At 68.3% G+C, this 20,423-nt stretch carries 15 protein-coding genes and 1 pseudogene; 12 read left to right on the top strand and 4 right to left on the bottom strand.

The genetic code is table 11. The features are described 5' to 3' along the window. Positions 1 to 107 precede the first annotated feature (107 nt). The 5 genes and pseudogenes from RM96_RS08980 to RM96_RS08960 all read left to right on the top strand — a co-directional run bounded on the left by RM96_RS08980 (position 108) and on the right by RM96_RS08960 (position 5,881). Positions 108 to 1,448: an MFS transporter gene (locus RM96_RS08980; protein WP_039009832.1), complete on the top strand. Its 1,341-nt coding sequence runs from the start codon at positions 108 to 110 to the stop codon at positions 1,446 to 1,448. A 205-nt stretch (positions 1,449 to 1,653) separates the two neighbouring features. Further along, a complete protein-coding gene (locus RM96_RS08975) occupies positions 1,654 to 3,042 on the top strand; it encodes a cytochrome-c peroxidase (RefSeq protein WP_082016472.1) in 1,389 nt (462 codons plus the stop codon). 143 nt (positions 3,043 to 3,185) lie between these two features. Then, a pseudogene (locus tag RM96_RS08970) lies at positions 3,186 to 4,473 on the top strand (porin). Positions 4,474 to 4,484: 11 nt separating this feature from the next. Next, positions 4,485 to 5,045: an FMN-binding protein gene (locus RM96_RS08965; RefSeq protein ID WP_039009830.1), complete on the top strand. Its 561-nt coding sequence runs from the start codon at positions 4,485 to 4,487 to the stop codon at positions 5,043 to 5,045. Positions 5,046 to 5,056: 11 nt separating this feature from the next. Beyond that, on the top strand, positions 5,057 to 5,881 hold the full coding sequence (locus RM96_RS08960) for an FAD:protein FMN transferase (protein WP_039009828.1): 825 nt from the start codon (positions 5,057 to 5,059) through the stop codon (positions 5,879 to 5,881). A 445-nt stretch (positions 5,882 to 6,326) separates the two neighbouring features. Here RM96_RS08960 and RM96_RS08955 read toward each other — a convergent pair whose 3' ends face one another. Beyond that, a complete protein-coding gene (locus RM96_RS08955) occupies positions 6,327 to 6,635 on the bottom strand; it encodes a hypothetical protein (protein ID WP_039009827.1) in 309 nt (102 codons plus the stop codon). Between the two features lie 246 nt (positions 6,636 to 6,881). Between RM96_RS08955 and RM96_RS08950 the strand changes: the two genes are divergently transcribed. Then, on the top strand, positions 6,882 to 7,103 hold the full coding sequence (locus RM96_RS08950; protein ID WP_039009825.1) for a DUF2188 domain-containing protein: 222 nt from the start codon (positions 6,882 to 6,884) through the stop codon (positions 7,101 to 7,103). 44 nt (positions 7,104 to 7,147) lie between these two features. On the opposite strand, the gene RM96_RS08945 is transcribed toward RM96_RS08950, so the two are convergent. Continuing rightward, positions 7,148 to 7,714: a BON domain-containing protein gene (locus RM96_RS08945; RefSeq protein WP_039009822.1), complete on the bottom strand. Its 567-nt coding sequence runs from the start codon at positions 7,712 to 7,714 to the stop codon at positions 7,148 to 7,150. A 17-nt stretch (positions 7,715 to 7,731) separates the two neighbouring features. Continuing rightward, positions 7,732 to 8,838, bottom strand: a complete 1,107-nt coding sequence (locus RM96_RS08940) for a flavodoxin family protein (RefSeq protein WP_238587176.1) — start codon at positions 8,836 to 8,838, stop codon at positions 7,732 to 7,734. A gap of 111 nt (positions 8,839 to 8,949) precedes the next feature. Between RM96_RS08940 and RM96_RS08935 the strand changes: the two genes are divergently transcribed. The 3 genes from RM96_RS08935 (at position 8,950) to RM96_RS08925 (ending at position 10,738) form a co-directional block, all read left to right on the top strand. After that, on the top strand, positions 8,950 to 9,687 hold the full coding sequence (locus tag RM96_RS08935; RefSeq protein ID WP_238587174.1) for a DUF421 domain-containing protein: 738 nt from the start codon (positions 8,950 to 8,952) through the stop codon (positions 9,685 to 9,687). Positions 9,688 to 9,858: 171 nt separating this feature from the next. After that, positions 9,859 to 10,194, top strand: coding sequence for a hypothetical protein (locus tag RM96_RS08930; RefSeq protein WP_039009819.1), 336 nt, complete (start codon positions 9,859 to 9,861; stop codon positions 10,192 to 10,194). 19 nt (positions 10,195 to 10,213) lie between these two features. Continuing rightward, entirely contained in the window at positions 10,214 to 10,738 is a 525-nt protein-coding gene (locus RM96_RS08925; RefSeq protein ID WP_052279405.1) for a hypothetical protein, read from the top strand. A gap of 13 nt (positions 10,739 to 10,751) precedes the next feature. Here RM96_RS08925 and RM96_RS08920 read toward each other — a convergent pair whose 3' ends face one another. After that, positions 10,752 to 11,057, bottom strand: a complete 306-nt coding sequence (locus RM96_RS08920; protein WP_052279404.1) for a hypothetical protein — start codon at positions 11,055 to 11,057, stop codon at positions 10,752 to 10,754. Positions 11,058 to 11,402: 345 nt separating this feature from the next. Between RM96_RS08920 and RM96_RS08915 the strand changes: the two genes are divergently transcribed. Genes RM96_RS08915 through glgB form a run of 3 tightly spaced genes read left to right on the top strand, consistent with a single transcriptional unit; the run spans position 11,403 to position 20,421 of the window. Further along, positions 11,403 to 14,798 (top strand): alpha-1,4-glucan--maltose-1-phosphate maltosyltransferase, encoded by a 3,396-nt coding sequence (locus RM96_RS08915; protein ID WP_039009817.1) that lies wholly within the window; start codon positions 11,403 to 11,405, stop codon positions 14,796 to 14,798. A gap of 11 nt (positions 14,799 to 14,809) precedes the next feature. Next, the gene (gene treS, locus RM96_RS08910) at positions 14,810 to 18,172 is read left to right on the top strand and encodes a maltose alpha-D-glucosyltransferase (RefSeq protein ID WP_039009816.1); all 3,363 of its coding nucleotides are present in this window, start codon (positions 14,810 to 14,812) and stop codon (positions 18,170 to 18,172) included. After that, on the top strand, positions 18,169 to 20,421 hold the full coding sequence (glgB, locus tag RM96_RS08905) for a 1,4-alpha-glucan branching protein GlgB (RefSeq protein ID WP_039009815.1): 2,253 nt from the start codon (positions 18,169 to 18,171) through the stop codon (positions 20,419 to 20,421). The genes treS and glgB overlap by 4 nt, the downstream gene beginning before the upstream one ends. Positions 20,422 to 20,423: the final 2 nt, after the last annotated feature.

The following is a 20,423-nucleotide window of genomic DNA, read 5'->3' as shown; positions in this document are numbered from 1 at the left end:
CCAAACCGCAACCGCAACCGCACCAGCCAGCTTCACCCCAAACCGGCTAACGCGCACAAGACGCCGCCACCCAGGGCCCCGCGGCCCATCCATCGGAGACAACACTCATGAGCAATCCTGCCTCAGGGGCGATTGCAGCCCCCGCTCACCCTGCGTTTGCCGAAAGCGACGAAAACGCGCTGTACCGCAAGATCTGGCTGCGCATCATTCCCTTCCTGTTCGTCTGCTATGTGGTGTCGTTCCTCGACCGCATCAACATCGGCTTCGCCCAGCTGCAGATGAAGCATGACCTCGGCTTCAGCGATGCCATGTACGGGCTCGGCGCTGCCGTCTTCTATATCGGCTACGTGCTGTGCGAGGTGCCGAGCAATATGCTGCTGGCCCGCTTCGGCGCGCGGCGCACCTTCACCCGCATCATGGTGCTGTGGGGACTGGCGTCGGTCGGCATGATGGCGGTGGCCTCGCCGGGCCAGTTCTATACGCTGCGCTTCCTGCTCGGCGTGTTCGAAGCCGGCTTCTTTCCCGGCATCGTGCTGTACCTGACCTACTGGTTCCCGGCCCGCCGCCGCGCCGCCGTGATGGCGATCTTCTTCGCCGGCGTGGCCGTTGCCGGCGTGCTGGGCGGGCTGGTATCCGGCTGGATCATGCGCGACATGGCCGGCGTGCTCGGCCTGCAAGGCTGGAAGTGGATGTTCGCGATCGAAGGCGCGCCGGCCATCGTGCTTGGCCTGGTGGCGGCGTTCTTCCTGGTTGACTCGCCGCGCCAGGCAAGCTGGCTGGACGACAGCGAGAAGGCCTTTATCGCCCGCGCCAGTGCGGACGAATCATCCGCGTCCGGCCATGCCGCCCACTCGCTGCAGGCCTTGCGCCAGGTCCTGCGCAATCCGCGCGTCTACCTGTTCGCCTTTATCTACTTCTCGCTGACCTGCGGCTCGCTCGCGCTGAGCTTCTGGATGCCGCTGATGATCCGGGACTTCGGCATTACCGACGTGGTATCGATCAGCCTTTACTCGGTGGTGCCCAACGCCGTCGGCGCCGTGGGCCTGATCCTGATCGCGCGCCATTCCGACCGCAAGGGCGAACGCCACCGCCACTTCGTGCTCTGCACCGCGGGCGGCGCGCTGGCGCTGGCGGCACTGACGCTGCACCTGCCGAGCCTTGCCGCGATGCTGGCGATCCTGTCCGTTGCCGCCGTCCTGATCTTCGCCGCGCTGCCGATCTTCTGGTCGCTGCCGCCGAGCCACCTGCCCGTCAGCGGCGCCGCGGCCGGCATCGCCTTTATCAGCAGCATCGGCATCACCAGCGGCATCGTCAGCCCCTGGGTCATCGGGCAGATCAAGATGCAGACCGGCAGCATGGACAACGCGCTGTACCTGCTCGCCGCGCTGCTGCTCGCCAGCGGGCTGGCGATGTGGGCAGGCGTGCCGCGAAAGCCCGCCCTGGGCTAAGCGCAAAGGCATGGATCCTGCCGAAACCGCTGCCGTATCGCGCAGCGGTTTCCGCGCGGCGGTTCGGATAATTCGGGAATCGCGCGCGCTCGCCTGCTCCTTTGACTTCCCTCAATCTTATTAATGCGAACAATTCGTATTCTGCGTCGATTCCAATGTGATCGTTACCGGCAGCGGGCACGCCCGCGCCGGCCGCAGAAAGTCGATGAAGCAGGATGTACCGGCAAACCAACGCAAATACCTCACGCAGAGCGCACGCGCCCTGATTGCCGCAGCACTGTCACTGGCAATGCTGGGCGCCTGCGGTGGCGGCGATACCTCGGCAAGCGATGAACCCGCTACGCTTTCCGCCATGGCCCAGGTCGGCCAGAAGCTCTTTGCCGATACCGCGCTCTCGGCTTCCGGCCAGCAGTCCTGCGCGACCTGCCATGTTCCTGGCCGCGCCTATGCCGCCGACGATGGCCTGCCGGTGCCGATGGGCGGCCCGGGCATGGATCTTCCCGGCCTGCGCAACGCCCCTTCGCTTGCCTATCTCCAGTTCACGCCTGCCTTCGGCTTCCAGTCCGACGGCACGCCGGTCGGCGGCTTCTTCCGCGACGGCCGCGCCGCATCGCTGGCAGACCAGGCCGAGATGCCTTTCCTCACGCCGTTCGAAATGGCCAACGCATCGGCCGACGAGGTGCTGGCGCGGCTGCTGACCCGGCCTTATCTCGACGAGTTCAAGGCCGTGTTCGGCCCGGACGCAGTCAGCGACGGCACCACGGCCCTGCACCATATCGGCCAGGCGCTCGCGCAATTCCAGCAAGAAGCCCCCTCCTTCCATCCGTTCTCGAGCAAGTACGACGCCTACCTCAATGGCCGCGCACCGCTGACGCCGCGTGAGCGCAATGGCCTGGCCCTGTTCAACAATCCCGCCAAGGGCAACTGCGCGGCCTGCCATGTGACCACGCCGGTCGGCGGCACGCCGGCGCTGTTCACCGATTTCACCTACGACAGCGTCGGCCTGCCGCGCAACTGGAATATCGCCGCCAATATCGACGGCAATGCGCTCGACTATGTGCCGCGCAACGGCACGTGGCTGGGCGAACCGTGGCACGACTACTTCGACCTCGGCCTGTGCGGCCCGCTGCGTACGGACCTGTCCACGCGTACCCGCCTGTGCGGCGCCTTCAAGGTGCCCACCTTGCGCAATATCGCGCTGACCGCGCCGTACTTCCACAACGGCGTGTTCGATACGCTGGAAGAGGCGGTCGGCTGGTACATCACGCGCGACACCCTGCCCGCGCGCTGGTACGTCAAGGCCGACGGCACGCCCGACATCCCGTACAACGACCTACCCGTGATTGACGTCGCCAGCATCAACGTGACCGAAGTCCCGTACATCCCCGCGCTGGCGCCAACCCTCACCAACAGCGAGATCGCCGATGTGGTGCGCTTCCTGTGCACCCTGACCGACGGCTTCGACCCCGACCACCCGTCGGCCTACCCGATGCCGTCGCAATGCGAATCCACTGAAGCCAGCGTGACGGCCATGCTCGCCGGGCCGGCCCGGCACATCCCGCGCCGCGCTGCTGCACAGACGCCATCCAACTGAAAGGGAACGATATAAGGAGAAACCTGGTTGCCGCCGCCTGCCTGGCCGCGGCGGGAGGACCTGCGCTGGCCGCGTCCGCCGCAGCGGCTGGCCCCGGCCCCAGCACGGCCACTGTGCAGCAGTTGCAGCGCAAGATCGAAGACATGTCCGGCCAGCTCGATGCCATGAAGGCCGAGCTGAATGCCATGCAGTCGCAGAACGCCGCGCTGGAGAGCAAGCAGCAGGCGCAGGCCGCGCAGCAGGCCGAGCAGGCCACGCAGGTGTCTCAGTTGCAGGCCACGCAGGGCAAGCCCTCGCCGCTGGACAACCTGAGCGTATCGGGCTACGGCGAACTGGGTTATTCCCGGCCCAGCCGCAATACGGGCGACACACGCGCCGATCTCGGGCGCGCGGTGTTCGGGCTTGGCTACCGGTTCGACGACAAGACGCGCGAACGCTTCGGAGTTCGAGCTCGAGCACGCCATCACGTCTTCCGACGATGCTGGCGAATTTGAAGTGGAGCAGTTCTATGTCGACCATATGTTCACCGACAAGATCGGTGGCACGGCCGGCCTGTTCCTGATGCCGGTTGGCCTGCTCAACGAACACCACGAGCCGACCTCCTACTACGGCGTGCACCGCAATTTCGTCGAGACGCTGATCATCCCGTCGACCTGGCGCGAAGGCGGCCTTGCGGTGCATGGCAATACGGATATCGGGCTGGACTGGAACGTCGGCGTGACCACCGGGCTGGACCTGTCGAAGTGGAATTTCACGCCGGAGACCGCGCCGTACAACTCGGCTCTGGACCTGCAGAACAACGGCATCGGCCCGATGCAGGCCAGCCACCAGGAACTGAGCCTGGCTAATGCAAAGAACCTGTCGCAGTACGTATCGCTGAACTATCGGGGCGTGCCAGGACTGCTGCTGGGCGGATCGGTCTTCACCGGCAATGCCAACCCGGCCGCAGGCGCCGGCAACCAGCGCGCCACGCTGTGGGAAACGCACGGCCGCTGGACGCCCGGCAAATGGGATCTGTCGGCGCTGTACGCGCGCGGCACCATCAGCAATACCGCACAGGCCAACGCGCAGTTCCCGGGCACGCCCAACCCGATGCCCGCGGCCTTCTACGGCTGGTATCTCCAGGGCGCCTACACCGCCTGGCAAAGCGGCAAATCGCGCGCCGTGCCCTTTGTCCGCTTCGAGCGCTACAACATGGGCGAGAAGTACGAGGGCATCGCGCCCGGCTTCTCGCCGCAGCCCAGCCAGCCGCTTCCGGTCAATGAAGCCGGCACGGTGTTCGGCTTCTGGCCACGGCCCTATGACACGGTGTGGACGGCGGGCCTGAACTACTACCTGAATCCCAACGTGGTCTTCAAGGTGGACTACCAGTGGTTCCGCGAGAACCGCGATTTCAACCGGCTCGACCTCGGGCTGGGGATCACCTTCTGACGGCGCGCGCGATGCGGTACCGGAGTCTCCCTTCCCTGCTCGTCTGCGCGGCCGCCGCGGCATCCGCCGGCGTGGTCGTCACGGCCGTGCACGCTGCCGCATACCTGAGCGTGGCGCAGGCGCAGTCCGAGCTGTTTCCGCGGGCAGGCGAGTTCCGGCCGATAGTGCCCGCGCTCGAAGCAAAACAACTGCAGCAGCTGGCAGAGCGTGCCGGCGGTCCGGCGCGCATGGGCGCATGGCGCGTCTGGCAGGCGCGGCGCGGCAATGAGGTGCTCGGCCATGTGGTCACCGATGCCGTGCTCGGCAAGTTCGAACTGATCGACTATGCAGTGGCCCTGGACCCCACCGGCAAGATCCTCGGCGTGGAAATCCTTGCCTATCGCGAGAGCCACGGCTACGAGGTCCGCAACAAGCCGTGGCGCAGCCAGTTCACCGGCAAGACCGCGGCGTCGCCGCTGCGCAGCGGCGACGATATCGCCATCATCAGCGGCGCCACGCTGTCGTGTACGCATCTGGCCGACGGCATCCGCCGCATCGCCGTGATGGCGCAGCTGGCGCTGTCCGGACGCTGAGCGCGAAAGGCATGCCGCACCGCGCATCGCCCGCCTGCCGCCGTGCCCGGCCATGGCTCGGAACGATGGTGGAAATCCACGCGCGCGCCGCCACCACCATGCAGGCCGAAGCCGCGGTGCACGCCGCGTTTGCCGAGATCGGCCAGATTCACCGGCTGATGAGCCGGCATGATCCCGACAGCGATGTCAGCCGCTTCAACCGCGCGCCGGTTGGCGTGCCGGTCCCGGTCGATGCACGCACCCTCGCCGTGCTGGCCTGCGCCGCAGCGCTGCATGCCGCCAGCGACGGGGCTTTCGATTGCGAGCGGCGACCGGCCTTGAAAGAGGGGATCACCGGCCCCGGCGTGGCATGGCAGATCGATGGCAATGCCGTGCGCAAGCATCGTCCCGTTCAGCTTGACCTCGGGGGCATTGCCAAGGGCTATGCGGTAGACCGGGCCATCGCGGCGATGCTGTCCGCGGGCGTGGAAAACGCTGTCGTCAATGCCGGCGGCGACCTGCGTCATGCCGGGGCCATGCCGGTAGCAGTCTGCCTTCGCGACCCGGGCGCGCCGGCGCGCACCGCCCTGACATGGACGCTCGACAATGCGGCGCTGGCCAGCTCGGTTGCCGGCGGACTCTTCCCGGCGGCTGGCGAGCCGTCCCGCATCGCCGTCCGGCGCGGTGAACCCGCCGTGCCTCGCACCGCGGGCGCGACAATCCTCGCCGCCGACTGCATGCTGGCCGTCGCGCTCACCAAGGTCGTGCTGGTCTGCCGCGCGCCGGTGCATCCGTTGCTGGCAGCGCACGGCGCGCGCACGCTGCTCTATCGGGACGGCAACAGTGCGAACGCCTGAGCGCATACGCAGCGGCATCGCGGCCCGTCCCGGCGATCATCGTTGCGGCCTGTCGAGGGCTTGCCGGCTCGGCCTGTATGGCGTGTGGGCAGTATTGCTCGCCACGGCCTTGCTATGGCACGGATGGCAGACGCTCGCCGATGCGCCCGAAGCGCTGGCGGGCTGGCTGGCGTGGAGCCTGAAACTGCATGGCGCGGCCGCGTTCGCGGCGCTCCTTCTGCTGGGTGCAGCCTGGCCCGCGCATATCCGTCAGGCATGGATGCGCGGTGGCAACCGCCTTGCGGGCGGCATATTCAGCGTGGCAGCCGGCCTGTTGGTCGTGACCGGCTATGGCTCTACTACTTCAACGGTGAAACCTTGCGCCACCTGGCCCTGGTCAGCCATTGGGGCTGCGGACTTGCCGTCGGGCTGCTGTTCTGGTGGCACCGGCGGCCCGCACACCCCGTCAGTGCGAATGCCCGCACGGAATGACCGACGCAATCTCTTCGCGCATCACCTCGACGACGTCGTCGATCTCAAGCCCTTCCGCCGTCACCAGCACATCCTGCCCACGCCCGATCGCGTAGACCACGCCGCGCCAGCGTCCGGGCTCCAGCGCTTCGCACAACCGGATGTTGAATTCCGTATCCTGGTCCTGGCTGTACACCGTCACCAGATCTCCCACCTGCGGCGCCTGCATGCCGTCCCCATCGAACGGCCGCGCAATCACCGTCACCGGGGACTGGGTAAGCCCCCTGGCAAATCTTGCACGCATGGCAGCTCCTCTTGCTTTGTCGACTCTCAGCTCAGAACCCATCCGCCATGAAGAAGGGGCGCGCTTTTTCCATTGTGGAATGGGTTCTAAGACAGGGTAGGCAAACGAGCAGGCAAATAACCAGTTTTTTTGCCGGCAAGTGGGTCATGCTGCGCTTCGGCTGTCAGACAGCACCGGATTGACGCGGGCCGCCAGCGCGCCACAATGGAAGTACGAATAGCCGGATTGTGCAGACAGGAGACGGACATGAGCAGCAACCTACACGTCGTGCCCCACCAGGACGGCTGGGATGTCATACGCGAAGGTGCCCGCTACGCGGAATCCCACCACGCCACGCAGGAAGAGGCCATTACCGCAGGCACCGCCCAGGCGCAGCGTGAGAAGATCGAGTTGCTGATCCACGGCCGCGACGGCCAGATCCGCGTGCGCAACAGCTACGGTTACGATCCCAGGGCCATAGCCGGCTGACGCCCGGGGCGCAGCGCGCCGCCATTGCAGCGGCGCGCTTGCGTTTACGCTTGCCGCGTCCGCGGCACGCGCAAGCGGTTCAGCAAGTCCTTCACGCCGTAGACGTCATCGGCAATATCCTCGACGCGGTACTTCTGTTGCCGGTCCGGCACGCTGCCGGCAAGGGTCACCACCCCGGCCTCCACCGTCACCTCCACCTCGCTGACATCGAGCTTCCCGCTACGCATGAGGCGCTCGCAGATATCCTCGCGAATGCGCTCGTCCGGGCGCTGGTACCCCTTCGGACCGACCACGCGCGGGCGCTGGCCTCCGGCAGCCCGCTGGCGCGAGGCGCGCTCGTTGTAGCCGGTGAATTGCCGCCAGGCCGGCCCGGCTGCGTCGGCCGCCGGCTGCCGCCCGTACGGCCGGCCCTCGTCCTCATCCTCGGGCAGCCAGTCGGCGCCCGACTGTCGGCCCTGGCGGCCGCCGGGTTCGGCGGGATCCACCGGCTGGTCATAGTCGTCGATGCCATAGCCGCCGATATAGTGGCTGCGAAGGTCGCGTTCCTGCTTGCCCGGCGGTTCGTCGTGCCAGCCCCGGCCCGGGCGGCGGGTCCAGTCGTCTCGGTTCATGGTCTGTCTCCGCATGTCTACTTCCGGCGCGGCGGTATCAGCCCCCGGTCCGGCGGCTGCAGTGCGCCAGCGCGCAACTGCCTGACGGCCTGCGCAACCGCTGCCGCCACGTTCTCCACTTCGCGCTGCACGCCCGCGTCCTTGTCCAGTTCGGCATGGCTACCCGCATAGGGCCTGTAGTAGCCGATATAGCGGTCAAGCCGCGCCTGCTGGCCCGCCTCGATCAGCCCCATCCAGTCGAGCCAGTCGGACAGCGCGCGCCGCACGCCCTCCACGCCTGCCACGTCGCCGTGCACGGCGACGCCGTAGGCGCGTCCGGCGAGATGCTTCGGGTAGTCCCAGCCCGCCAGCTCCAGCGCCTTGGCACGCACCGGATCCTTGCCGTGTGTGCTGGTCGGGTCCGGATTGCCCCCGTCCGCGCATACCAGCCTGTCCATCATCAGCTTGAGCGGGCTGGTCACCTGGTACCAGTAGACCGGCGTGACGATCATCACGCCATGGCTGCCGACCCAGCGCGGATACAGCTCGTTCATCCAGTCGTTGACCTGCCCGAGTGCGTGGTTGGGATAGCAGCTGCAAGGCCAGTGGCACAGCGGCATCGCCGTGGACACGCAAGCCTTGCAAGGATGGATGTGGCGGTCCGGATCGGACGCGAGCAGGCTCAGGTCCAGCAGGCCGACCTCCATCCCCTCGCGCGACAGCCTCTCGCGGGCGATCTGCGCGAGCCGCCACGATTTGGACATCTCGCCCGGGCAGGTGTAGTCGTTGCGCGCCGCGGCGCAGACCAGCAGCACGCGCGACGGGGTATCCGGCTGTGACTGCTTGCGCGCGGCCTCGGCCACCGCATGACTGGCGGCCCGCCATTCATCCGATAACGAATAGTCGGGGTCGGCAAAGCCCGCCCCCGCCTTGTGCGTGACGGGGCTCTTGCGTCCCTCGGCGTATGCCATCCATGCGATCGCCTCCAGCCTGGCCAGCGCCGCGTCTTCCGCGCGGAAGGCAGGATCGGCATAGCGCGCGAAGTAGCGCTCACGGAAGGCTGCGCGCGTCATCGGCACGGTCACCTGGCCCTTGCGGACGTCTTCGGGATCTTCCGGCCCGGGCGGCAGTGGTGACACAGGCATGGCCTCTCCTTTGCTCACGGGGCAGTTCATCCGGACCATGCAAGATGAGCGCCCGCCCGCACCTGTGCCGCACGCCGGTCATGGCCGTCGCCGGGCGCGGTCGGCGACGGCATGAATTACAAGCCCCGGCAGCCGCTTGCGTGTAGTTTTTGCGTGACAGGCACCGGCTCGCCGCCAACTCCCGCCTGTACGCCCGGCAGCGCTGGCACGGAACCTGCCGAGGGCGCAGCATTGGCATACTCGCTCGCGGCCATGAACGGACTGGCGGACCTGCTGCACAACCTGATCGGGCAAGGCGACCAGCTTGCCTGGTGGCAGGCCGCGATCCGCGCCGCCATCGTCTTCGCCGCCACCTGGGCCATGCTGCGCCTGGCGGGGCGCCGGGCTTTCGCCCAACGTAACTCGTTCGACCTGTGCGTGATGTTGCTGCTGGGCGCGGTGCTGTCGCGTGCCGTGGTGGGCGCAACGCCGATCTCCGTGGCACTGGCGGCCTCGCTTGCCCTGGTATTGCTGCATCGCCTCGTCGGCTGGTTGTCCGCGCGGTCTCCGGGCTTCGACCGCGCTATGGGCGGCCGCCCGCTGGAACTGATGGATCACGGCGAACTGGACCAGGAGCGCGTGGGCCGCGCACTGATCACGCAGGAAGACCTGCGGTCAAACCTGCGCGCCACCCTCCAGGCGGAGACGCTCGCGGGCGTGAGCCGTGTCGTGCTGGAACGCGACGGCAAGCTGACTTTCGTGCGGGAAACACAGGGAAAACACCCCAGCCGCGTGGCATCGGCACGGCATTTGCACGGGTACGAGGGCGGCGCGAACGGAGGAGCCATTCCCCATGCAGACTCCCGCTAGTGGATGCCCTATGACCGCCCGCTTCCTGCTGCGCCACGGCCCGCATCTGGCCACCACGGAATCTTGCAACGCCGGACAGATCGCCTCACGGGTTGCCGAAGTACCAGGCTGCGGAGCGTAATCCGGGCCTTGCGCCCCCTGAAGTCTGGGCGTGAAACATAGGAGACAACCATGAAACACACCCTGGCCAGCGCGGCCCTGGTTCTTGGCACCGCATTCGGCCTGCCCGCCTTCGCGCAGCAGGCCCCCGCTTCGCCGAACGCGCCGAATCCGAGCGCGCAGCCGGGCGACAGCGCCGGCACCACCCGCAACGCACCTGCCACCGGCGATATGGGCGCAATGAGTGACTCGGACCACAAGGCAATGTCCAAGAGCAAATCCGCCAAGCAGCCCTCGTCGCCCGCACGCCACAAGAAGCCGCGCGAACAGGGCGCGCCGCCGGCACCCACCGCGGACGCGCCGTCCGGCCCGAAGGGCGATTCGCCGGACCCGGCGCCGAAGTACTGAAGTCAGCACGGATGCAGTGATGGATGCGCTTACCACCCGCCTCGCACGGCTGAGCCGGCACGCGCAACTGTGTGCCCGGGCGCTGGACGCTGCTGCCGCGTCGGCCGCCGACCCGCAGTTGCGCGCAATGCTGTCGCGCCGGGCCGAGATCCAGCACGCCGCGGCGGCTGACCTTGCGTACCGGGCCAGCGCCTGCATGGAGTCGCACCAGGGCTATCCGGGCACGGTCGGTGACGATGAAGCGCAGCACAAGGTTGCCGCGCATGTGGTCGAGAGAGTGGCGCTCGACAACGACACGGTGACGCACGCCGTGCGCGGCGAATCGTCCTTGCTGCGCAGCGCCGCACGCCATGCCGGCCGCGCCGCGGCAGCCTACGGCGCCATCCTGCGCGAAGCCATTCCCGATCCGGAACTCAGGCTGCTGCTCGTGCACCACTACCGCAACGCCATCGAACTGCAGCGGCAGCTGGGGCAGCGCGCGGTGGAACTGACGCCGCCGGCTCGGGAGAGCCGGCGAAGCGGCGCGGCCGCGAGACGTCCGTGATGCTGGCGTGCCGTCATGCCGGCCTGTCGGTGCGGGCAGCATCGGCCCGCACACCTTGCGCCACCCTGTCGCGTGAGGCCGCGCGCCAGGCCTTGCGTGCCTCGCGCATGCCGCGCACGTTCATTGCCACCAGTGCCACTTGCAGAAGCACCAGCGCATAGGCGCCGCCGTGCCAGCCCCACGCAATCCACAAGGCATTGCTGAGCAGGAACACCCAGAAGCCGGCGCGGCGCATCGCGATGGACCGTGACCCCACCAGCCAGGTGGCGGCAACGGTGATGACCATGGCCGGCCACTGCATTGCATCCAGCAGATCCATCCAGCGCCCTCCTCGAGGCTCACGTCCGCTACCCTGAAACGATACGGCAAGAAGCGTACCGGATCGCTCCCATGGCAAAGCGTACTGATAAGCACGGGAAGGCCCGCTGGGGCGACGCGCATTTTTTCCATCGGTACTCGCGCCGGCTGTAATTTTTACATCCCGCAGCGGATGCGCCACATTGCCCGGCCACGCGTGCGCCCTTGCCCTGACTCGCGTCGGCCAGTATCCGTCGCGCCTTGCGCGTGGCTGGCACGCGCTTCGCATCACCGGGAAAACCCCGCATGCCGACAGGCAGGCGGTACTGTTTTTTGCAAACAGACCGAGTCACGCCAAGGACACCACGTGCGGATCTGCCAGATTGACCAGAGTGCTTCACCCGATGCCCACCACGAGACCCTGCTGCGGGCGGCCGCGCTGGGCTTCGATCACGTGCTGCTGAGCGGCTGGGCCATACCGGCCGGCGGCGCTGCCGACACCAGCCAGGACCCTGAAGCTTCCCACCTGCATTCGCTGGGGGGCCTGCTTGCCGCCTGCCGCAAGCATGGCATCGCCCCGCTGCTGGATATATCGCTGGACCGCTACCATGCCAACGGCGCCGACATCGACCAGGGCTGGATCGACCACGCCGCACCGGCCTTCGCGCCTCACGATACCGACACCCATCTGCCGGGCAGTCGCCTGCGCTGGCACGATCGCGCCGTTGCGCAGGCGCTGGTGCAATGGTGGGCCACGCAGTTGCGGCTGGCCACGGCTGCCGGGGTGGCGGGCTTTTGCTGCCGCGCGCCGGCGCGGGTAGCCGGCCGGCACTGGGGCGAACTGACCCGCGCGATGCGCGACCAGGCGAGACTGGCAAAGGACGGCACGGCGCCGCTGTTCCTCGCCTGGACGCCTGGCCTGTCGCCCGCGCAGCTCGACGATCTGGCCCAGGGCCAGTTCGACGGCGCCTTCTGCTCGCTGCCGTGGTGGGACTATCGCAGCGCGTGGCTGACCGAAGAAATCGAGCGGCTGCGCCGCTTCGGGCGGGTGCTGGCGGCGCCGGCGCTGACGCCCGCGAGCCAGGACGCGCTGGCCGCGCGCCGCGCGCTGTGGACGGCGGCGGCCATTGGCGATGGCATCCTGGTGCCCGCCGGCTTCGAGACTGGCGGCGCGCATGCGCCGGATCCGCTTGCCGCAGACGAGGGGGCGCGCGAAGGCGCGCCGTATGACCTCACCCACGAACTGCTCGAAGCCAACACCTGGCTGGCTGCCCGCGATCCCGCGCCGGCCCTGTCGGTGCGGCTGCTGAGCGGCCCCGATGCGCCGCTTACCGTGCTGGCACGCCTGCCGGCGCCGGATTGCGATGCCGATGGCGACGGTGCGCAGCAGGATCCCGCGCTGGCCGTGGTGGTCAACCCGTGTCCGCAACAACCCGGCACGCTCGGTGCCGACCGCGTGCTGAGCACGCTGCCCCGGCCAGCCGCGCGGCTCGAAGCCTCGGTGGGCGGCCCCGGCGGATCGCTCGAGGCAGATACCGCGCTCGACGCCCTCGGCACCATCACGCTGGCCCCTGCCGATATCCGCCTGTACGAAGCCGTGCCGGCACCGCTCGCGCTGAAGGCATCGGCGCCGGGCCAGGGCGCGCGCGAGCCGCGCGCGGTGGAAGCCATCAGCGCGACCGGGCTCGGCGGCGTGGTGGCGGCGCTGGAATCCCCGCGCATTGCCATCGAGCAGGTCGCGCCTGCCTGCGATGCAGGCCGCTTTGCCGTGCGCCGGCTGGTGGGCGAGCGGGTCGAAGTCACCGCCGATATCTGGATGGACGGGCACGACAAGATCGCCGCGGAGGTGCTGTGGCGCGCGCCGGGGCAGACGCACTGGCAGTCCGAACCGATGCATCACGTCATCAACGACATCTGGCAGGGGAGTTTCCCGCTGGTCGCGCTGGGCCGCCATGAGTTCACCGTCGAGGCCTGGCGCGACGGCTTTGCCAGCTGGCTCGACGAGGTCGGCAAGAAGCGCGCCGCCGGCGTCCATGTCAGGCTGGAAACCGAGGAAGGCGCGCGCCTGGTGGCCGATGCGCTGATGCCGGCAAAGGGAGACGCGCCCCCGCCCGACAGCACGCTGAGCGCCATCGTCGACGAACTGACGGCCGCCGCCGGCGACGATGCCGCGCGGCTAGCGATCCTGCTGTCGCCGCGCACCGCTGCCGCGATGCACGCCGCCATGCAGACGCCCGCGGGGCGCCCGTTCGCCACGCGCCATCCGGTATGGATGCCGGTGGAAGCCGAGCGGCTGGCCAGCCGCTTTGCCAGCTGGTACGAACTCTTCCCGCGTTCGGAGAGCGGTGACGAATCCCGCCACGGCACCTTCGACGATGTCATCGCGCGGCTGCCGGCAATCCGTGCAATGGGCTTCGACGTGCTGTACTTCCCGCCCATCCACCCGATCGGCCAGACCCATCGCAAGGGCCGCAACAACAGCCTGCGCGCCGAGCCGGAGGACCCGGGCAGCCCCTACGCGATCGGCGCGACGGAAGGCGGCCACGATGCTATCCACCCCGAACTGGGCAATGTGGAGGATTTCCGGCGGCTGCGCGAGGCCGCCGCGGCGCAGGGCCTGGAACTGGCGCTGGACTTTGCGATCCAGTGCTCGCTGGACCATCCGTGGCTGAAGCAGCATCCGGAGTGGTTCTCGCACCGGCCGGACGGCTCGCTGCGCTATGCCGAGAACCCGCCCAAGAAATACGAGGACATCGTCAACGTCGACTTCTACGCCGCCGCACCCGCCGCGGCAGCGCTGTGGCAGGCGCTGCGCGATGTGGGGATGTACTGGGCCGGGCAAGGCGTGCGCATCTTCCGCGTGGACAACCCGCACACCAAGCCGCTGCCGTTCTGGGAATGGATGATCGCCGACGTGCGCTCGCACTACCCCGACGCGATCTTCCTGGCCGAGGCCTTTACGCGGCCCAAGATGATGGCGCGCCTGGCCAAGCTGGGATTCAGCCAGTCGTACACGTATTTCACCTGGCGCAACACCAAGGCCGAGCTGACCGAATACCTGACCGAGCTCACGCAGAGCCCGCTGCGCGACTACTTCCGCCCGCATTTCTTCGTCAACACGCCCGATATCAACCCGTACTTCCTGCATGACGGCGGCCGCCCGGCCTTCCTGATCCGGGCCGCGCTGGCGACGTTGCTGTCCGGCCTGTGGGGCATGTACAGCGGCTTCGAGCTGTGCGAGGCCGCGCCGCTCGTGCTCCACGGCAAGGTGCGCGAGGAATACCTGGACTCCGAGAAGTACCAGCTGCGCGTGCGCGACTGGCATCAGCCCGGCAATATCGTGGCCGAGATCTCGCGGCTGAACCAGATCCGCGCCGGCCACCCGGCACTGCAGAATCACCTCGGCCTGCGCTTTTACCATGCCGGCAATGACGCGGTGCTCTGGTTTGCCCGCTTCCTGCCCGGCACGGACTACCTGTTCGGCGATGACGTACTGCTGGTCGCCATCAACCTTGACCCGCGCGCCGCGCATGAAGCCGATATCGAAGTCCCGCTGTGGGAATGGGGCCTGCCCGACCATGCCGGACTCGCCGCGCACGACCTGATGCACGGCCATCGCTTCGAGGTGCGCGGCAAGCACCAGCGCATCCGTCTGGACCCGGCGCAGCTGCCGTTCTCGGTGTGGCACGTCACGCCGCTCGAGCGGCCCGTCCCACGCGCCGGCAGCCCGCGGCACGCGGGCACCGACCCGCACGGCGCATAGCGGAGAGACGCATGAAACGCCTCACGGAACCCGGTCACGCCGCCCTGCTCAATGCCGACCCGCTGTGGTACAAGGACGCCGTCATCTACCAGCTGCACATCAAGTCCTTCTACGATGCCAACGGCGACGGCGTGGGCGACTTTGCCGGCCTGCTGGCCAAGCTCGACTACCTGGTCGACCTGGGTGTGGATACCATCTGGCTGCTGCCGTTCTACCCGTCGCCGCGCCGCGACGACGGCTACGACATCGCGGATTACCGCAACGTGCACCCCGACTACGGCACCCTATCGGAAGCGCGCCGCTTCGTCGCCGCGGCCCACGCGCGCGGGCTGCGCGTGATCACCGAGCTGGTCATCAACCATACCTCCGACCAGCACCCGTGGTTCCAGCGCGCGCGCAAGGCCAAGGCCGGTTCGGCAGCACGCAGGTACTACGTCTGGTCCGACCATGACCAGGCCTACGCCGGCACCCGCATCATCTTCTGCGATACCGAGAAATCCAACTGGAGCTGGGACCCGGTGGCCGGCGCTTACTTCTGGCACCGCTTCTACTCGCACCAGCCCGACCTCAACTTCGACAATCCGCAGGTGATGAACGAGGTGCTGTCGGTGATGCGCTTCTGGCTAGATATCGGCGTGGACGGGCTGCGCCTCGACGCGGTCCCCTACCTGGTGGAGCGCGAGGGCACCAGCAACGAGAACCTGCCCGAGACCCACGCCGCCATCCGCCATATCCGCGCGCACCTGGACGCCCGCTATCGCGGCCGCGTGCTGCTGGCGGAGGCCAATATGTGGCCGGAAGACGCCCAGCAGTACTTCGGCCGCAACGAGCCCGAAACGGAGGGGGACGAATGCCACATGGCCTTCCACTTCCCGCTGATGCCGCGCATGTATATGGCCATCGCGCGCGAAGACCGCTTCCCGATCACCGACATCATGCGGCAGACGCCGGAGCTGCCGCCCAACTGCCAGTGGGCGATCTTCCTGCGCAACCACGACGAGCTGACGCTGGAAATGGTCACCAGCAGCGAGCGCGACTACCTGTGGGAGGTCTATGCCTCCGATCGCCGCGCGCGCATCAACCTCGGCATCCGCCGCCGGCTGGCACCGCTGATGGAGCGCGACCGCCGCCGCATCGAGCTGATGAACAGCCTGCTGTTCTCTATGCCGGGCACGCCGGTGATCTACTACGGCGACGAGATCGGCATGGGCGACAACATCCACCTGGGCGACCGCGACGGCGTGCGCACGCCCATGCAATGGTCGCCCGACCGCAATGGGGGCTTTTCGCACGCCGACCCCGAGCGGCTGGTGCTGCCGCCGCTGCAAGGGCCGCTGTATGGTTATGAAGCGGTCAACGTGGAGGCGCAGGCGCGCGACCCGCATTCGCAACTGAACTGGATGCGCCGCATGCTGGCGCTGCGGCGCAAGCATCGCGCCTTCGGCCGCGGCACGCTGCGCTTCCTGTTTCCCGGCAACCGCAAGATCCTCGCCTACCTGCGCGAATACGAGGGCGAGCACATCATGTGTGTCGCCAACCTGTCGCGCGCGCCGCAGGCGGTGGAGCTGGACCTGTCCGCCTTCAACGGCCGCGTGCCGGTGGAGATGATGGGCGCCACGCCCTTCCCGGCGATCGGCCAGCTGACCTACCTGCTCACGCTTCCGCCTTATGGCTTCTACTGGTTCGTGCTGAGCGACGAGGCGGAGCCACCGTCCTGGCACGTCGAAGCGCCTGAACAGATGCCGGACCAGATCACGCTGGTGATGCAGAACATCGGCCGCCCCGAGCTGACCGAGGCGTCGCGCCGCATCATGGCCGCCGAGGTGCTGCCGCACTACATCAGCCGCCGCCGCTGGTTCGGCGGCAAGCACGAGGGCATCGAACGCGTATCGATGGCCTACCTGCTGCCGTTTGCCCGCGGCATCGCCGGCGAAGAGGTTTACCTCGGCGAGGTGGAAGTCACCCTGCCCGGGCGCACCGAGCGCTACCAGTTGCCGGTGGGACTGCTGTGGGACCGCGAAAGCGCCGACGGGGTTTCGCAGCTGGTGCAGGGGCTGTCGATGGCGCGCGTGCGCCAGGGTAGCCGCATCGGGCTGGCCACGGACGGCTTCGTGCTCGAGCCCTTCGCGCGCGAGGTGGTGCAGGCGCTGCGCAACGGCGCCGAGATGCGCGGACCGCATGACACCATCCGCTTTATTGCCGAGCCAGGGCTGGCCGCGGTGCATCCCGAACAGGAGACCATCCAGTGGCTGTCGGCGGAACAGTCCAACAGCTCGCTGACCTACAACAACACCGCCGTGCTCAAGCTGGTGCGCCGCGTCTCGGGCGGCCTGCATCCGGAGGCCGAGATGACGCGCTACCTGACCAGCCAGGGCTATGCGCATTCGCCACCGCTGCTGGGCGAGGTGGTACGCACCGGCGAGGACGGCACCCCGCATACGCTGATGCTGCTGCAGGGCTACATCCTCAACCAGGGCAACGGCTGGGACTGGACGCTGGACTACCTTGGCCGCAGCATCGACGATGCCCTGCCGGCAACGGAAAGCGAAGACGACTTTGCCGAGGCGATGAGCGGCTATGCCGCGCAGGCAGGCACGCTTGGCCGCCGGCTGGCCGAGTTGCACGCGGTGCTGGCACGGCCCGCGGATGATCCTGCGTTTGACCCGGAACCGGCCACCGAAGCCGAATCGCGGCAATGGGCCGCCCAGGCCGTGAACATCCTGCAGCACGCCATGACATTGCTGGAGCAGCGCGCCGGCGCGGCCGCGCAATCGCCGCAGCCCACCTACCACGAGGACGTGGAGACCCTGCTGGCCCTGCGCGGGCACCTGCCGGCGCTGGCCGAACGGCTGGCGGCGGCCGCGCCAGGCAGCCTGCAGACACGCATTCACGGCGATTTCCACCTCGGCCAGGTGCTGATCGCGCAGAACGATACCTACCTGGTGGACTTCGAAGGCGAACCGGGCCAGCCGCTGGCCTGGCGCCGGCGCAAGACCTCGCCGCTGCGCGACGTGGCCGGCCTGCTGCGCTCGCTGGATTACGCCGCGGCCACCGTCGGCACCGACCGGCAGGAACGCACCCATGCCGCCCTGCCGCCGGCTCTGACCGAACGTCGTGCCGCGCTGCTCGAGCAGTTCCGCGAGAAGGCAAGCGAAGCCTTCCTCGACTGCTACCGGCAGCATATGGAAGCCTCGCCCCGGCCCTGGGTGCAGCCCGGCCAGTTCCAGCCGCTGCTCGACCTGTTCCTGCTGGAGCGCGCCGCCTATGAAGTCAGCTATGAAGCCGCCAACCGCGCGGCGTGGATCGACCTGCCCACCAGCGGACTGGCGCGGCTGGTGCGCACGCTGCTGGCGCCTGACCAGGAGTCGCCATGAACGGTGCAGACACCAGCGCGCGCGCGGGCCACGGCGCACCCGTCGCACAGGCCGATCTCGATGCGCTGATGGCGGCCCGGCATGCCGATCCGTTTGCCGTGCTCGGGCCGCATCCCGACGCTGAGGGCGTGGTGGTGCGTGCTTGCCTGCCCGGAGCTGTTTCGGTCGAGCTGGCCGACCCCGACGGGCAGCCGCTTGCCACCCTCGCACCCGCGCACCCTGGCGGCATCTTCGCCGGGCGGCTTGACAAGCTGCCGGGCAACTACCGCCTGCGCATCCGCTGGCCGGACGGCAGCGAGCAGTTCAGCGCCGATCCCTACGCATTTGGCCTGCTGCTCGGCGAACTGGACCTGCACCTGATCGCCGAAGGCCGCCATTTCGAGCTGGGCGCCTGCCTGGGCGCGCAGTGGCGCAAGGTCGACGGCGTGGAGGGCGTGCGCTTCGCGGTGTGGGCGCCCAACGCGCAGCGCGTCTCGGTGATCGGGGACTTCAACGGCTGGCATCCGGCCCGCCATCCCATGCGGCTGCGGCACCCGAGCGGCATCTGGGAACTGTTCGTGCCGGCCGCGCTGGGCGCACAGCCGGGCGCGCGCTACAAGTTCGACCTGCTTGACCCGCACGGCGCGGAATTGCCCGACAAGGCCGACCCGCTGGCACTGGCCACCGAGGCGCCGCCCGCGACGGCATCGGTGGTCGCGGCGCCAGGCGCCTCCGCGCCGCCGTTCGACTGGCACGATGCGGCCTGGCTTCGCCAGCGCGAAGGCGCCGATCCCTATCGCGCGCCGATGTCTGTCTACGAGATCCACGCCGGCTCCTGGCTGCGCGCGGCCAACAATACCGCGCGTGGCTGGGACATTCTTGCCGAGCGCCTCATCCCGTATGTGCGCGAGCTGGGCTTTACCCATATCGAGCTGCTGCCGGTTACCGAGCATCCGTTTGGCGGCTCATGGGGCTACCAGCCGCTGTCGCTCTACGCCCCGACCGCGCGGCTGGGGCCGCCGCAGGCATTCGCCCGCTTCATCGACCGCTGTCACCAGAACGGCATCGGCGTGATCCTGGACTGGGTGCCGGCGCACTTCCCCACCGACCCGCACGGGCTGGCAAGATTCGACGGCACGGCGCTGTATGAGCACGAAGACCCGCGCGAGGGCTTCCACCAGGACTGGAACACACTGATCTACAACCTCGGGCGCAACGAGGTGCGCGGCTTCCTGCTGGCCGGGGCGCTGCACTGGCTCGAGCATTTCCACGCCGACGGCCTGCGCGTCGATGCGGTGGCCTCCATGCTCTATCGCGACTACAGCCGCGAGCCGGGCCAGTGGGTGCCCAACCGGTTTGGCGGGCGCGAGAACCTCGAGGCCGTGGACTTCCTGCGCGAACTCAATACGGTGGTGCACGAGCGCTGTCCCGGCGCGCTGACCATCGCCGAGGAGTCCACCGCGTGGCCCGGGGTCACCGCCAGCGTGGCGAGCGGCGGACTGGGCTTCGACTTCAAGTGGAATATGGGCTGGATGCACGACACCTTGCGCTACCTCTCGCACGAACCGGTCCATCGCGCCTGGCATCACCAGGACATGACCTTCGGGCTGGTCTATGCGTGGTCAGAGGTCTTCGTACTGCCGCTGTCGCATGACGAGGTGGTGCACGGCAAGGGCTCGATGATCGGCAAGAGCCCCGGAGACGAGTGGCAACGCTTTGCCGGGCTGCGCGCCTACTATGGCTTCATGTGGACCCACCCTGGCAAGAAGCTGCTGTTCATGGGCGGAGAATTGGCCCAGTGGCAGGAGTGGAACCACGACAGCGAACTGGACTGGCCGCTGCTCGACCAGCCCATGCATCGCGGCATGCACACGCTGATCCGCGACCTCAACCACCTCTATCGCGAACTGCCTGCATTGCATGCGATGGATCACCGGCCCGAAGGCTTCCAGTGGGTGGTGGGCGACGACAACCACAACAGCGTGTTCGCGTGGCTGCGCCGCGCGGCGCCGGACAGCCACGAGGTGGTGCTGGTGGTGGTGAACATGACGCCGGTGCCGCGCCATGAATACCGGGTTGGCGTGCCGTTTGCCGGCCGCTGGGAAGAATGCCTGAATACCGATGCCGCCTGCTACGGCGGCAGCAATGTCGGCAACGGCGGCGCGGTGATGGCGGCCGATGTGCCTTCGCACGGGCAGGCGGCCTCGCTGGTGCTGACGCTGCCGCCGCTGTCCACGCTCGTGCTGCGCTATGCCGGAACCCATGACTGACC

Origin of the sequence: Cupriavidus sp. IDO (assembly GCF_000812465.1) — a bacterium.
Lineage (GTDB): Bacteria > Pseudomonadota > Gammaproteobacteria > Burkholderiales > Burkholderiaceae > Cupriavidus.
The sequence above is the reverse complement of the archived record's forward strand: the minus strand, read 5'-3'. Positions and strand labels throughout refer to the sequence as shown.

What these genes read in the sequence shown, in the direction of transcription:
- RM96_RS08950 (WP_039009825.1), top strand. Translation starts at nt 6,882, where the DNA reads ATGAGCAGCAACCTACACGTCGTGCCCCACCAGGACGGCTGGGATGTC.
- RM96_RS08940 (WP_238587176.1), bottom strand. Translation starts at nt 8,838, where the DNA reads ATGCCTGTGTCACCACTGCCGCCCGGGCCGGAAGATCCCGAAGACGTC.
- RM96_RS08920 (WP_052279404.1), bottom strand. Translation starts at nt 11,057, where the DNA reads ATGGATCTGCTGGATGCAATGCAGTGGCCGGCCATGGTCATCACCGTT.
- RM96_RS08955 (WP_039009827.1), bottom strand. Translation starts at nt 6,635, where the DNA reads ATGCGTGCAAGATTTGCCAGGGGGCTTACCCAGTCCCCGGTGACGGTG.
- RM96_RS08925 (WP_052279405.1), top strand. Translation starts at nt 10,214, where the DNA reads ATGGATGCGCTTACCACCCGCCTCGCACGGCTGAGCCGGCACGCGCAA.
- RM96_RS08975 (WP_082016472.1), top strand. Translation starts at nt 1,654, where the DNA reads ATGAAGCAGGATGTACCGGCAAACCAACGCAAATACCTCACGCAGAGC.
- RM96_RS08960 (WP_039009828.1), top strand. Translation starts at nt 5,057, where the DNA reads ATGCCGCACCGCGCATCGCCCGCCTGCCGCCGTGCCCGGCCATGGCTC.
- RM96_RS08980 (WP_039009832.1), top strand. Translation starts at nt 108, where the DNA reads ATGAGCAATCCTGCCTCAGGGGCGATTGCAGCCCCCGCTCACCCTGCG.
- RM96_RS08930 (WP_039009819.1), top strand. Translation starts at nt 9,859, where the DNA reads ATGAAACACACCCTGGCCAGCGCGGCCCTGGTTCTTGGCACCGCATTC.
- glgB (WP_039009815.1), top strand. Translation starts at nt 18,169, where the DNA reads ATGAACGGTGCAGACACCAGCGCGCGCGCGGGCCACGGCGCACCCGTC.
- RM96_RS08945 (WP_039009822.1), bottom strand. Translation starts at nt 7,714, where the DNA reads ATGAACCGAGACGACTGGACCCGCCGCCCGGGCCGGGGCTGGCACGAC.
- RM96_RS08935 (WP_238587174.1), top strand. Translation starts at nt 8,950, where the DNA reads ATGAATTACAAGCCCCGGCAGCCGCTTGCGTGTAGTTTTTGCGTGACA.
- treS (WP_039009816.1), top strand. Translation starts at nt 14,810, where the DNA reads ATGAAACGCCTCACGGAACCCGGTCACGCCGCCCTGCTCAATGCCGAC.
- RM96_RS08965 (WP_039009830.1), top strand. Translation starts at nt 4,485, where the DNA reads ATGCGGTACCGGAGTCTCCCTTCCCTGCTCGTCTGCGCGGCCGCCGCG.